The 12,840-nt window shown below is 73.4% G+C and carries 12 protein-coding genes; 7 read left to right on the forward strand and 5 right to left on the reverse strand.

Annotated elements, in window-relative coordinates:
- Positions 1–203 precede the first annotated feature (203 nt).
- From JO379_RS28655 to JO379_RS28665, 3 genes are all read left to right on the forward strand, one after another.
- Positions 204–1,622 (forward strand): aldehyde dehydrogenase family protein, encoded by a 1,419-nt coding sequence (locus JO379_RS28655; RefSeq protein WP_130881294.1) that lies wholly within the window; start codon positions 204–206, stop codon positions 1,620–1,622.
- Between the two features lie 58 nt (positions 1,623–1,680).
- Entirely contained in the window at positions 1,681–2,775 is a 1,095-nt protein-coding gene (locus JO379_RS28660; RefSeq protein WP_209517629.1) for a Zn-dependent alcohol dehydrogenase, read from the forward strand.
- A gap of 128 nt (positions 2,776–2,903) precedes the next feature.
- A complete protein-coding gene (locus tag JO379_RS28665; RefSeq protein WP_130881292.1) occupies positions 2,904–3,524 on the forward strand; it encodes a TetR/AcrR family transcriptional regulator in 621 nt (206 codons plus the stop codon).
- Between the two features lie 43 nt (positions 3,525–3,567).
- On the opposite strand, the gene JO379_RS28670 is transcribed toward JO379_RS28665, so the two are convergent.
- On the reverse strand, positions 3,568–4,029 hold the full coding sequence (locus JO379_RS28670; RefSeq protein ID WP_130881291.1) for a MaoC family dehydratase: 462 nt from the start codon (positions 4,027–4,029) through the stop codon (positions 3,568–3,570).
- Between the two features lie 96 nt (positions 4,030–4,125).
- Here JO379_RS28670 and soxR point away from each other — a divergent pair, with 96 nt between their 5' ends.
- Positions 4,126–4,713: a redox-sensitive transcriptional activator SoxR gene (soxR, locus tag JO379_RS28675; protein WP_130881290.1), complete on the forward strand. Its 588-nt coding sequence runs from the start codon at positions 4,126–4,128 to the stop codon at positions 4,711–4,713.
- Between the two features lie 93 nt (positions 4,714–4,806).
- Here soxR and JO379_RS28680 read toward each other — a convergent pair whose 3' ends face one another.
- Both JO379_RS28680 and JO379_RS28685 read right to left on the reverse strand, forming a co-directional pair.
- Positions 4,807–5,418: a hypothetical protein gene (locus JO379_RS28680; protein ID WP_130881289.1), complete on the reverse strand. Its 612-nt coding sequence runs from the start codon at positions 5,416–5,418 to the stop codon at positions 4,807–4,809.
- Positions 5,419–5,619: 201 nt separating this feature from the next.
- Positions 5,620–6,933, reverse strand: coding sequence for an alpha/beta fold hydrolase (locus JO379_RS28685; protein ID WP_209517631.1), 1,314 nt, complete (start codon positions 6,931–6,933; stop codon positions 5,620–5,622).
- A 318-nt stretch (positions 6,934–7,251) separates the two neighbouring features.
- Between JO379_RS28685 and JO379_RS28690 the strand changes: the two genes are divergently transcribed.
- Genes JO379_RS28690 through JO379_RS28700 form a run of 3 tightly spaced genes read left to right on the forward strand, consistent with a single transcriptional unit; the run spans position 7,252 to position 10,424 of the window.
- Positions 7,252–8,028, forward strand: coding sequence for an SDR family oxidoreductase (locus JO379_RS28690; RefSeq protein WP_209517633.1), 777 nt, complete (start codon positions 7,252–7,254; stop codon positions 8,026–8,028).
- A 45-nt stretch (positions 8,029–8,073) separates the two neighbouring features.
- Positions 8,074–9,783 carry an AMP-binding protein gene (locus JO379_RS28695; protein WP_209517635.1) on the forward strand — a complete coding sequence of 570 codons (1,710 nt, stop codon included), beginning with the start codon at positions 8,074–8,076 and terminating at the stop codon, positions 9,781–9,783.
- Between the two features lie 32 nt (positions 9,784–9,815).
- The gene (locus tag JO379_RS28700) at positions 9,816–10,424 is read left to right on the forward strand and encodes a TetR/AcrR family transcriptional regulator (protein ID WP_130881285.1); all 609 of its coding nucleotides are present in this window, start codon (positions 9,816–9,818) and stop codon (positions 10,422–10,424) included.
- A 92-nt stretch (positions 10,425–10,516) separates the two neighbouring features.
- Here the strand turns inward: JO379_RS28700 and JO379_RS28705 are convergent, their stop codons facing one another.
- Positions 10,517–11,749 carry an acyl-CoA dehydrogenase family protein gene (locus JO379_RS28705; protein ID WP_130881284.1) on the reverse strand — a complete coding sequence of 411 codons (1,233 nt, stop codon included), beginning with the start codon at positions 11,747–11,749 and terminating at the stop codon, positions 10,517–10,519.
- A 3-nt stretch (positions 11,750–11,752) separates the two neighbouring features.
- Complete coding sequence (locus tag JO379_RS28710; RefSeq protein ID WP_209517637.1) at positions 11,753–12,775, reverse strand: phosphotransferase family protein; 1,023 nt, start codon at positions 12,773–12,775, stop codon at positions 11,753–11,755.
- Positions 12,776–12,840: the final 65 nt, after the last annotated feature.

Here is a 12,840-nt window from a genome sequence, read left to right on the forward strand (position 1 = left end):
GCGGTAGCTGGGGGAGATTGAGGACACCGCCGCGCAGCGGCGGTGCGGACGACACACGACCCGGAGCCCGCGCCCAAGCGCACCGCACCGTCCCCTGGCGTACCGAAAGCCTTCGGCGTTAGCGTGAGGCGCGCACGGGCATCGAACGGGCGCGCGAAGGTGTGGCCGCCCGCGGCCCTGCCCCGATACCGAGGAGACGGCCAGTGATCGCGCACGACGGGATGTTCATCGACGGCGAGTGGCGGCCCGCGGCCGGACCCGAGACCATCGAGGTCGTCAACCCCGCCGACGAGCAGGTCATCGGCACCGTCCCGGCCGGTACGCCCGAGGACGTGGACGCCGCCGTACGGGCCGCCCGCGCGGCCCTGCCCGGCTGGTCCGCCACCCCGCCCGCCGAGCGGGGGCGGCACCTCGCCGCCCTGCGTGACGCGCTCGACGCCCGCCGCGAGGAGATCGCCGCCACCGTCGTCGCCGAACTCGGCTCGCCCGCCCGCTTCGCGCAGCGGGTCCACACCGGTCTGCCGATCGCCGTCACCGGCTCCTGCGCGGAACTCGCCGCGACCCACCCCTTCGAGGAGAAGATCGGCAACTCGACGGTCCTGCACGAGCCGGTCGGCGTCGTCGGCGCCATCACTCCCTGGAACTACCCGCTCCACCAGGTCGTCGTGAAGGTCGCCCCCGCCCTCGCAGCGGGCTGCACGGTCGTCCTCAAGCCCGCCGAGGACACCCCGCTCACCGCCCGGCTCTTCGCCGAGTGCGTGGCCGCCGCCGGGATCCCGGCGGGCGTCTTCAACCTCGTCACCGGGCTCGGCGCCGTGGCCGGCCAGGCGCTCGCCGAACACCCCGACGTCGACCTCGTCTCCTTCACCGGATCGACGGCGGTCGGCAAGCGGATCGGCGCCATCGCCGGCGCGGCCGTCAAGCGTGTCACCCTCGAACTGGGCGGCAAGTCCGCGAACGTCATCCTGCCCGGCGCGGACCTGGCCAAGGCCGTCGCCGCGAACGTCGCCGACGTCTGCCGCAACACCGGCCAGTCCTGCAACGCGTGGACGCGCACGCTCGTCCACGCCGACGACTACGAGGAGGCGGTCGCCCTCGCCGCCGAGGCCGTCGCCGCGTACACCCCCGGTGACCCGGCCGACCCGGACGTCCGCCTCGGCCCGCTCGTCAACGCCGCCCAGCACGCCCGCGTCCGCGGCTACATCGACCGGGGCGTCGCGGAAGGCGCGCGGCTCGTCGCGGGCGGCTCCGACGTCCCGGAGGGCCGCGAGAAGGGCTACTTCGTGCGCCCGACCGTCTTCGCCGACGTCACCCCGGAGATGACGATCGCGCAGGAGGAGATCTTCGGCCCGGTCCTCTCCTTCATCAAGTACACCGACGAGGACGAGGCGGCCCGCATCGCCAACGGCACCGTCTACGGCCTGGGCGGGGCCGTCTGGGCCGCCGACGACGCCACGGCCGCCGCCTTCGCCCGGCGCATGGACACCGGACAGGTCGACATCAACGGCGGCGGCTTCAACCTGCTCGCGCCCTTCGGCGGCCACAAGCAGTCGGGCATCGGCCGCGAACTGGGCGCGCACGGCCTGGCGGAGTTCCTGCAGACGAAGTCCCTGCAGTTCTGACCCGACCGGTCGCCACCGGCCCCGGTCGAGCCGACGTAGAGGTGAGGGAAGGCCCGTCATGATCCGTGCCGCCGTACTGTCCGCCGTGGGTGCCCCGCTCCGGATCGCCGGGATCGAGCTGCCGCCGCCCGGACCCGGACAGGTGCGGGTCCGGCTCGCCGCCGCCGGGGTCTGCCACTCCGACCTCTCCCTCTCCGACGGGACGCTGCGCCAGCCCGTGCCCGCCGTCCTCGGCCACGAGGGCGCGGGCACGGTGACCGAGGTCGGCGAGGGCGTGACCCATGTGGTGCCCGGCGACCACGTCGTCCTCAACTGGGCGCCGTCCTGCGGTGACTGCCACCTGTGCGGACTCGGCGAGCCCTGGCTGTGCGCCGACGCCGGGTCCACCGCCACCGTCCCGTACGCCACGCTCGCCGCCGACGGCTCCTCGCTCTACCCGGGCCTGGGCACCGCGGTCTTCGCCGAGGAGACCGTCGTCCGGGCGAGCGCCGTGCTGCCCCTGCCCGAGGGCGTGCCCCTGGTGGAAGCGGCGCTGCTGGGGTGCGCGGTACTGACCGGCTACGGCGCGGTGCACCACAGCGCCCGGGTGCGGGCGGGCGAGTCCGTCGTGGTGTTCGGGGCCGGTGGCGTGGGACTGGCCACCCTCCAGTCGGCGCGCCTCGCCGGCGCCGGGACGATCGTCGCCGTCGACGTGTCACCGCGGAAGGAGGAACTGGCCCGCGCCGCCGGGGCCACCGACTTCCTCGTCGCGGACGACACGACGGCCAAGCGGATCCGTGAACTCACCGGCGGCCACGGCGCGGACGTCGCCATCGAGTGCGTGGGCCGGGCCGACACGATCCGTACGGCCTGGTCGGCCACGCGCCGGGGCGGCCGCACCACCGTCGTGGGCATCGGCGGCAAGGACCAGCGGGTCACCTTCTCCGCCCTGGAACTCTTCCACTTCGGGCGCACGCTGTCGGGCTGTGTCTACGGCAACAGCGACCCGGCACGGGACCTGCCCGTCATCGCCGGACATGTGCGCGCCGGGCGGCTCGACCTCTCCGCCCTGGTCACCGAGCGGATCGGGCTCGACGGCATCCCCGCCGCCTTCGACGCCATGCTCGCGGGCCGCGGCGGCCGGGCGCTGGTGGTGTTCCCCGAAGCGGGGTAGTCGCCGCGCCGCGCCGGCACGATTCCCGGACACGGCCCGTCCGTACCCTAAGCGCTTGCTCACCTTCGCGGTATGGTGTTCGTTCTGTCGGAACAGGCCCGTGGCGGGCCGGGAGAGCGGGGCGTGCGATGGGCGCGGAGGCGAAGCGGGCCGAGGAGTGGGCCGACGTCACACCCGATGCCGCCCGGCGGCTGGTGACCGCGGCCGTCCAGGCCTTCGCCGAGCGCGGCTATCACGCCACCACCACCCGGGACATCGCCGGCCGGGCCGGCATGAGCCCCGCCGCGCTCTACATCCACTACAAGACCAAGGAAGAGCTGCTCTACCAGATCAGCGGCGTCGGCCACCGGCTCGCGCTCGACATCCTCCGCCGTGCCCGGGAGGGCGGGGGCAGCCCCGCCGAGCGGCTCGCCGAAGCCGTACGGAGCTTCGTCCGCTGGCACGCGGAGCACCACACCACCGCCCGGGTCGTGCAGTACGAACTGGGGGCGCTCGGCGAGGAGCACCACGAGGAGATCGTCGGGCTGCGCCGCGCCTCGGACGCCGCCGTCCGCGCCATCATCGAGGACGGCGTGGCGGCGGGCGACTTCGACGTCCCGGACGTGCGCGGCACCACCCTCGCCGTGCTGTCGCTGTGCATCGACGTCGCCCGCTGGTTCAACGCGGACGGCAAGCGCACCCCGGACGAGGTGGGCGAGTTGTACGCGGGGCTGGTCCTGCGCATGGTGGGGTACGCGGGCCAGGAGTGAGGTGCCCCGGGGCGGCCGGGGAGCGGAACTCCCCCAGCGGGCCTCAGAGGTGGAAGCGGCTCACCGACTCCGCCACGCACACCGGCTTGTCGCCGCCCTCGCGCTCGATCGTCACCGCCGTCACCAGCTGCACCCCGCCCTTCACCTCCGACACACCGGCGATCCTCGCCGTGGCCCGCAGCCGTGAGCCGACCGGCACGGGGGAGGGGAAGCGGACCTTGTTCACGCCGTAGTTGATGCCCATGCGGACGTTCTCGACGCGCATCAGCAGCGGCACGAGGGACGGCAGCAGCGAGAGCGTCAGATAGCCGTGCGCGATGGTCGCCCCGAAGGGGCCGGCCGCCGCCCGGTCCGGGTCCACATGGATCCACTGATGGTCGCCGGTCGCCTCGGCGAAGAGGTCGATCCGTTTCTGGTCCACCTCGAGCCAGTCGCTCGGGCCGAGTTCCGCACCGACCGCGGCCCGCAGGTCGTCCAGCGAGGTGAAGATCCGGGGCTCCGTCATCCACGTGCCTCCCACACAGAGTGTCCAAGCGCTTGCTCAGCATGTGGGGCGGCTCTCCCGGTGTCAACGCCCCGTGTTGACGTAAGGTCTTGAGCCGTGCCGCAGATTTCCACGAAGGTTCACGAACTCACCGTCGGCCAGCTGTCCGCGCGCAGCGGCGCGGCCGTCTCCGCGCTGCACTTCTACGAGTCCAAGGGCCTGATCAGCAGCCGCCGCACCTCCGGCAACCAACGCCGCTACGAGCGGGACGCCCTGCGCCGGGTCGCCTTCATCCGCGCCGCGCAGCGCGTGGGCATCCCGCTCGCCACCATCCGTGAGGCGCTCGCCGAGCTGCCCGACGAGCGCACCCCCAACCGCGAGGACTGGGCCCGGATGTCCGAGCTGTGGCGCTCGGAGCTGGACCAGCGAATAGCGCAGCTCAATCAGTTGCGCGACCGCCTCGCCGACTGCATCGGCTGCGGCTGCCTCTCGCTCGACAAGTGCGCGCTGTCCAACCCGGAGGACCGCTTCGGCGGCTATGGCAGCGGCTCGGTCCTGCTCGCCGTGGCCGACAAGGCCGACAGGTCGGCCACCTCGGAGAAAGCACGCGTGGCAGAGAAGGCAGGTCAGGCGGAGAAGGCCGTCGGGGCCGGGACGCCGAAGCGGAACGCCTCGTCCCGGCGGTGCGCCGAGCCCGGGGCCTGAGGTCCGGGCCTTGCCACCGGTCCCGAGGCGATCAGCCGTTGATCGCCTCGGGCGGCGCGCCCGTGCCTGCCCGGGCGCGCGACGGGCAGGCCCTCACACCGCGGCGTACCGGGCCGCGTAGGCGTACCTCCTGGCCGCGGCCAGCGCGTCCGTGGTGAGCACGGGCACCGGCACCACGATGCCGCAGTCCGTGCAGACGGGTCCCGCCAGCGGGTAGCGCTCCAGGTCGGTGCGCCACTCGATCCGCTCCTGCGAGCAGACCGGGCAGGCGTCCCCGGGTCCGGACTCCATGGCGGTGATCATGCGGCGCAGTACCTCGGCGAGGCGCGCGCTCGGGAACAACGTGGGGCTCGCGCACGGCACGATGTCACAGCCGCCCCACGTGTTGCGGTGCCAGTCGTCGACGGCGCTGGGCTGCCGGATGCCGTCGTGCTTCTCGCGCCTGCGCCGGCCGGCGAACTCGACCTCGTAGGCCAGCCAGAGCTCCCGGGCCTCCTCCAGTTCCTCCAGTGCCGCGATCAGCAGCTCGGGGTCGGGTGCGCGGTCGTCGGGGGCCAGTCCTGCCCGGGCGCACAGGTGGTGCCAGGTCGCCCGGTGCCCGTAGGGGGCGAAACGTTCGAGACATTTGCGCAGAGAGGTCCGTCGCAGCGCGATCGTGTTCCGTGGATTGCGCACCTCTCGTGCGAGTGCTCTGAAACCTGCCACTGCATCCCACCTCCGACAGCGCGGACTCGGATCGACATGGAAGGGACGTAACTCATCGCCATTCGGATCCATCGGACGCCCTGACGCGGCCGACTCCGCTCTGCTACCCCCATCGCGCGCACAGATGTGAGGATCCGCGAAGGTGGCGGATCCTCACCCTCCGTCAGCCACGGGCCGTCAGCCGCCAGCCGTGGGCCGTGTTCAGCCGCCGATGCGGCCGGCCAGCAGGATCAGCCGCGCCAGCTCGTCGTGACAGATGTCGCTGTGCGCTCCGGACGGCGGCCCGCCGCGCGAGACGACCGCCGACGCGTCGACGCTCGCGCAGCCCTCGTCGGGCAGCCCGCCGTCCAGCGCCCGTGCGAGCGAGACCCGCGCGGAGCCGTCCACGGCCTGGATGCCGTCATAGCCCATCGCGCCCCACCGGGTGTTGTCGATCCCCAGCACCGAGTCCGCGTCCCGGGCCAGCCGGGACGCGAGGGGGTACATCACGCCGAGCGCCGTGTCGTGCCGCGAGTGGACGCACACCACCGGCCCCCGCACCCGGCGGTACGCGCCCTTCAGCGCACCGCCGCGGCGGCTGTCGAAGGGCAGCCGGGAGGAGAACGCGTAGTGCGAGAAGGCACCCTGGAGCAGCGTCAGGGAGGACACCGCGGCCTCCTCCGGCAGCCCGCGCAGCCCGAAGGCCATCAGCCGGGCGCCGAAGCTGTGCCCGACCAGATGCACCCGCAGGTCGGGCGCGGAGCGGGCGAGCACCCCGAGCGCGGGGCCGAGGCCCCGCTCGCCCACCGTGCCGGCCCGGCGCTTCATCGTGTAGTACGAGGCCTGGCGCAGCAGCTCGTGGGCGCCCTTCCACAGCTTCTTCCAGCCACCGCCGAACAGCCCGGCCGGCGTCTCGCCGCCCGCCAGGGCGTCGGCGAAGGCCGCGCACACCACCTCCGGGTCCCCGGCGAGCACGGTGGGTTCGCTCTCGCCCTCCAGGTCCGGGACGAGGCCCGCGCCTCCCTGATCCGAGGGATCCGCCGTGACGAGCGCGCGGACGAGGCCGGTGAACTCCGCCAGCGGTTCCGGGGCCTCGGGTCGCCGCTCGAGCAGCTCCGCGAGCCGGGCCACCGTCTCCTCGCTCCCGGGGAAGACCGTGGTCAGCGCCTGCCGGGTGGCGGCGTCGAGCATGGGCGGCCCGGTGACGGTGGTCGCGAGCGCCCGTTCCGGGAAGTCGGGGACGGGCTCGTCGGCGAACCGCATCGATGGCCAGATCACGCCGCCGTAGCCCATGCGCACCTCGGCTCCGTCGGCCCCGGCGGCCCCGTCGACGAGGGCCGGGAACGGGGCGAAGAAGCGCCGGTAGAGCCCGGTCGCCCTCGGCCGGTCGTTGTTCCAGCCGTGCGCGAAGATCACCAGATCGGTGAGCCGCTCCCGCCCGGCCCCTGCCACCAGGCCGTCCCGCTCGCCGGTGTGGACGTCGCCGTCCGCGTCGAAAGTCAGTTCCCAGTAAGGCTCCACCCGTGTGCCCGCCATGCCCAGTCCCCCTGTGCCGGTCAGATGTGACGCGCATCGTCCCGCCGTCAAGAGGGCCTGTCCAGCCTTTCGCCTGCGGCTGGGCCCGGCCGATGTGCACCTCCGCTGCGCGGCGGTGTCCTCGATCGCCGGACGGGCTGCTGTGCTGTGTCCTCAATCGCCGGACAGGCTTGATGTGGCTGGGCCCAGCCGAAACCCGGCGATCCCGTCCGCACCCGTCCCCGCGGCGCGATGTGCTCTTCCGCTGCCACATACCGACTGGTTAGTCTGCGCACGCGGCCGAGGCGGCCGGGCACCGAGACCGAGGGAGACACGAACGTGAACACCGTGCGGGACGCGGGAGTTGTGGTCACCGGAGCGGGCGGCGGCATAGGCGCCGCCCTCGCCCGTCGGTTCGCCGCCGAAGGCGCCCGCGTCGTCGTCAACGACCTCGACGCCGCCAAGGCCGCGGCCGTCGCCGCGGAGATCGGCGCCAAGGCCGTCCCCGGTGACGCCTCGGAGATCCTCCCCGCCGCCCGCGAGGCGCTGGGCGGGGTGATCGACGTCTACTGCGCCAACGCCGGCGTCGCCGCCACCGGCGGCCCCGAGGCGGACGAGGACGAGTGGGTCGCCTCCTGGGACGTCAACGTCATGGCGCACGTACGGGCGAGCCGCGAGCTGCTCCCCGCGTGGCTGGAGCGCGGCAGCGGGCGCTTCGTCGCCACCGTCTCCGCCGCCGGGCTGCTCACCATGGTCGGCTCGGCGCCCTACAGCGTCTCCAAGCACGCGGCGTACGCCTTCGCCGAATGGCTCTCCCTCACCTACCGGCACCGCGGCATCGCCGTCCACGCGATCTGCCCGCAAGGCGTCCGGACGGACATGCTGCGCGGCACCGGAGCGGCCGGGGACCTGCTGCTCGCGCCCACCGCCATCGAGCCCGAGCGGGTCGCGGACGCCCTGTTCGAGGGCATGGCCACCGACCGTTTCCTCATCCTCCCGCACCCGGAGGTCGCGGACTACTACACCGCGCGGGCCGCCGACCCCGACCGCTGGCTCGACGGCATGAACCACCTTCAGCGCAAGCTCGAACAGGCCCCGGACCCCGATCGCGTATAGCCGCGGAGGCGGCCGGAGAAGCCACGGAAAGGGCGGCACCCCACGATGACAGCGAACCCCTCCTCACCGCGCCACTCAGGCCGTGCCCCGACGGCGCGGGCCGTACCGGACTCCTACGCGGACAAGCCCTGGCTCTCCCTGCTCAGCGAGGCACAGCGGGCGCCCGTCCAGCCGCCGCCGAGCGTGCCGCACGCCTTCCGGGACGCCGTGCGGCGCGCCCCCGACCGGCACGCGCTCGCCTACTTCGACGGGCGGCTCACCTACCGCCGGGCCGACGAGCTGTCCGACGCGATCGCGGGCCACCTCGCCGCGCGTGGCTTCTTGCGCGGCGACCGGGCGGCGGTCATGCTGCAGAACTCCCCGCACTTCGTCCTCGCCGTCCTCGGCATCTGGAAAGCCGGCGGCACCGTCGTCCCCCTGAATCCCATGTACAGGACGGCGGAGGCCGCGCACATCCTGCACGACGCCGGGGCCACCGCCCTGGTCTGCGCGGACCGCGCCTGGGTGGAGCGGCTGCGGGAAGCGGCGGACTCCTCGCCCGTCCGGACCGTCCTCACGGCCTGTGAGGCCGGCCTCCAGACCCGCGACGACACCCGCGTGCTGCGCGGCGGCCGGCTGCCGGTGCCCGAGGACGCCGAGGACCTCCTGACCGTGGCCCGCTCCGGTGCCGCGGCGCCCGAGGGCATCGACCTCGGCCCCGACGACATCGCACTCATCAGCTACACCTCGGGCACCACCGGCCGTCCCAAGGGCGCCATGAACACCCACGGCAACGTCTGCCACAACGCCGAGCGGCAGCGCACCGGTGCCGGACTGCCCGAGGGCTGTACCTACTTCGCCCTCGCCCCGCTGTTCCACATCACCGGCATGGTCGCCCAGCTCGCGGCCTGCCTCGCCGGGGCCGGGACGCTCGCGCTCGCCTACCGCTTCGAACCCGGCGTCGTCCTCGACGCGTTCCTGGAGCACCGACCCGCCTACACCGTGGGCCCGGCCACCGCGTTCATGGCCCTGATGGCCCAGGAGGGAGTCGGCCGGGACCACTTCTCGTCCTTCCGCATGATCTCCTCGGGCGGGGCACCGCTGCCCCCCGCGCTGGTCGAGCAGTTCCGCGCCACCCTCGGCCCGTACCTCCACAACGGCTACGGGCTCACCGAGTGCACCGCCCCCTGCGCCGCCGTCCTGCCCGGCCTCGAGGCCCCGGTCGACCCCGTCTCCGGCACCCTCGCCGTCGGGGTGCCCGGCGCCGACACCCTCGTCCGCGTCGTCGACGACCAGGGCGCGGACGTCCCCTTCGGCGAACAGGGCGAGATCGTGGTGCGCGGCCCGCAGGTGATACCCGGCTACTGGCGGCGCCCGGAGGACACCGCCGACGCGCTGCCCGGCGGCGAACTGCGGACCGGCGACATCGGCTTCATGGACCGCGAGGGCTGGCTCTATGTGGTCGACCGCAAGAAGGACATGATCAACGCGTCGGGCTTCAAGGTGTGGCCCCGCGAGGTCGAGGACGTCCTCTACACCCACCCCGCCGTCCGCGAGGCGGCCGTCGTCGGGGTGCCGGACCCCTACCGGGGGGAGACGGTCAAGGCCTGGATCAGCCTCCGGCCGGGCACGACCGCGGACCCCGCCGCGGTCGTCGCCTACTGCCGCGAGCGGCTCGCCGCGTACAAGTACCCGCGCGCGGTCGAGATCCTGCCGGACCTTCCCAAGACGAGCAGTGGCAAGATCCTCAGACGGGAGCTGCGCGGCCGGGCGTAGCACAGTACTTCGGCGACAGGCGGGTGGCGGCGATGACCAGGACGACGACGGCCGGAACGACGGACGGCGGCGGCAGGGCCGTGCCGCAGCGGCTGCTGGCCGCCGCCACCCGCCTCTTCGCGGACCAGGGGTACGACCGGACGTCCGTGCAGGAGATCGTCGAGGCGGCGGGCGTCACCAAGGGCGCGCTCTATCACTACTTCGGGTCGAAGGACGACCTGCTGCACGAGGTCTACGCGCGGGTCCTGCGGCTCCAGCAGGAGCGGCTGGACGCCCTGGCGGACTCGGACGCCCCCGTCGAGCGGCGGCTGCGGGACGCGGCCGCCGACGTCGTCGTCACGACGATCGAGAACCTCGACGACACGAAGATCTTCTTCCGGTCCATGCACCACCTCGCGCCGGAGAAGGACAAGCAGGTGCGGGCCGAACGCCGCCGCTACCACGAGAGATTCCGCGCGCTGGTCGAGGAGGGCCAGCGCACCGGGGTGTTCAGCGCGGCGACCCCCGCCGACCTGGTGGTGGACTACCACTTCGGCTCGGTCCACCACCTCAGCAGCTGGTACCGCCCCGACGGACCGCTCCGCCCCCAGCAGGTCGCGGAGCACTTGGCGGACCTCCTGATGCGGGCCCTGCGGCCCTAGCGATCAAGCCCGTCCGGCGATTGAGGACGCGCCCGCAGGGCGCTCGCCGCCGCAGGCGGGCACAGACGAGTCGGCGGAAGCCGCCCGCACGGCTACCGGTACTTCTTCAACTCCCGCCGCGCCAGCGACCGCTGGTGCACCTCGTCCGGCCCGTCGGCCAGCCGCAGCGTCCGCGCCGCGGCCCACAGCTCGGCGAGCGGGAAGTCCTGGCCGACACCGCCCGCGCCGTGCAGCTGGACCGCCTTGTCGATGATGCCGGCGACCGTGCGCGGCGTCGCGATCTTGATGGCCTGGATCTCCGTGTGCGCCCCGCGGTTGCCGACGGTGTCCATCAGCCACGCGGTCTTCAGCACCAGCAGCCGCAACTGCTCGACCGCGACCCGGGAATCGGCGATCCACTCCTGGACGACGCCCTGCGCCGCCAGCGGCTTGCCGAACGCCGTGCGGTCCGTCGCGCGCCGGCACATCAGCTCGATGGCGCGCTCGGCCATGCCGATCAGGCGCATGCAGTGGTGGATCCGGCCGGGGCCGAGGCGGGCCTGGGCGATGGCGAACCCGCCGCCCTCCTCGCCGACGACGTTCGTCGCCGGGACGCGGACGCCGTCGAAGACCACCTCGGCGTGGCCGCCGTGGTAGTGGTCCTCGTAGCCGTAGACCCGCATGGCGCGCCTGACCTCGACGCCGGGGGTGTCGCGCGGGACCAGGACCATGGACTGCTGGCGGCGCGGGTCGGCGCCCTCGGGGTCGGTCTTGCCCATGACGATGAAGATCTCGCAACGGGGGTTCATCGCACCGGAGATGTACCACTTGCGACCGGTGATGACGTAGTCGTCGCCGTCCCGCTCGATCCGCGTCCCGATGTTCGTGGCGTCGGAGGAGGCGACCTCCGGCTCGGTCATCGCGAACGCGGACCGGATCTCGCCGGCGAGCAGCGGATGGAGCCAGCGCTTGCGCTGCTCCTCGGTGCCGAACTGGGCGAGCACCTCCATGTTCCCCGTGTCGGGGGCCGCGCAGTTCAGGGCGGTGGGGGCGAGCTGCGGGCTGCGGCCGGTGATCTCGGCGAGCGGCGCGTACTGGACGTTGGTCAGCCCGGCGCCGTGCTCCGCATCAGGCAGGCTGTGCTGGTCCACAAAGAAGAGGTTCCACAGCCCCCGCCGCCGGGCCTCGGCCTTCAGCTCCTCGACGACGGGCGGGGTGTCCCACGGGTCCGCGAGGGCGGCGCGCTGCTCCTCGGCGACCGCCTCCGCCGGGTACACGTGCTCGTCCATGAAGGCCAGCAGCTTGCCGCGCAGCTCCTCGGTGCGCGCGTCGAACGCGAAGTCCATGGCTCAGCCCTTCCGGAGCGTGGTGAGGCCGCCTTCGACGAAGAGCGGCACGAGCTGCCCGATGCGGTCGAAGCCCGGGCCGAGGGTCCGGCCGAGCGTGTAGCGGTAGTGGATGCCTTCGAGGATGACCGCGAGCTTGAAGTAGGCGAAGGCGGTGTACCAGGGGAGGGCGGAGACGTCGCGGCCCGAGCGCGCGGCGTAGCGCTCGACGATCTCGGCGGGCTCGGGATGGCCGGGGGCGTCGCGCGTGGTGGAGATCGGCGAGCCGGGAACGGGCCGCTGCTCGCTGTACATCATCAGCAGCCCGAGATCGGTGAGCGGGTCGCCGAGCGTGGACATCTCCCAGTCCAGGACGGCCTCGACGGTGCCGTCGGCGCCGATCAGGACGTTGTCCAGCCGGTAGTCGCCGTGCACGACCGCGGGCGCGGGGGACTGCGGGAGCGCCGCGCCCAGCGCCTCGCGCAGTGCGTCGATCCCGGCCAGCTCGCGGTTCCTGGAGGCCTCCAGCTGCTTGCCCCAGCGCCGCAACTGCCGCTCCAGGAAGCCCTCCGGCCGCCCGAAGTCCCCGAGCCCCACCTCGTCGGGGTCCACGGCGTGCAGGGCCACGAGCGTGTCGGCGAGGCCGAGGACGACCTCGCGGGTCCGGACGGGGCCGAGAACGCCGAGCTGTTCGGCCGTGCGGTACGGCGTGCCGGTCACGAACTCCATGACGTAGAAGGGCGATCCGAGGACGTCCTCGTCCTCGCAGAGCGCGATCGCCCCGGGCACCGGCACGGCGGTGTCACGCAGCGCGCTGATCACCCGGTGCTCGCGCCCCATGTCATGGGCGGTGGCGAGCACGTGCCCGAGCGGCGGGCGGCGCACCACCCAGCGGCCGGTGCCGTCCGTGACGGCGTAGGTGAGGTTGGAACGTCCCCCCTCGATCAGCTCCGCGCCCAGCGGCCCGCGCACCAGCCCGGGCCGCTCCCGTTCCAGATACGCGCGCAGCCGTTCCAGGTCGAGCCCTGGGGGGTTGCCCTTGCTCATCGAGTGCTCCTCCACGGGGAGTTGAACATACGGACGTGCGGTCCCCGATCATGATGCCGACCGGT

It is taken from the genome of Streptomyces syringium (genome assembly GCF_017876625.1).
Classification (GTDB): Bacteria; Actinomycetota; Actinomycetes; order Streptomycetales; family Streptomycetaceae; genus Streptomyces; species Streptomyces syringius.

Bases quoted from the DNA above. Each gene is read 5' to 3' on its own strand.
- JO379_RS28705 (WP_130881284.1), bottom strand. From the start codon at position 11,749: ATGGACTTCGCGTTCGACGCGCGCACCGAGGAGCTGCGCGGCAAGCTG.
- JO379_RS28685 (WP_209517631.1), bottom strand. From the start codon at position 6,933: ATGGCGGGCACACGGGTGGAGCCTTACTGGGAACTGACTTTCGACGCG.
- JO379_RS28700 (WP_130881285.1), top strand. From the start codon at position 9,816: ATGACCAGGACGACGACGGCCGGAACGACGGACGGCGGCGGCAGGGCC.
- JO379_RS28695 (WP_209517635.1), top strand. From the start codon at position 8,074: ATGACAGCGAACCCCTCCTCACCGCGCCACTCAGGCCGTGCCCCGACG.
- JO379_RS28710 (WP_209517637.1), bottom strand. From the start codon at position 12,775: ATGAGCAAGGGCAACCCCCCAGGGCTCGACCTGGAACGGCTGCGCGCG.
- JO379_RS28660 (WP_209517629.1), top strand. From the start codon at position 1,681: ATGATCCGTGCCGCCGTACTGTCCGCCGTGGGTGCCCCGCTCCGGATC.
- JO379_RS28665 (WP_130881292.1), top strand. From the start codon at position 2,904: ATGGGCGCGGAGGCGAAGCGGGCCGAGGAGTGGGCCGACGTCACACCC.
- JO379_RS28670 (WP_130881291.1), bottom strand. From the start codon at position 4,029: ATGACGGAGCCCCGGATCTTCACCTCGCTGGACGACCTGCGGGCCGCG.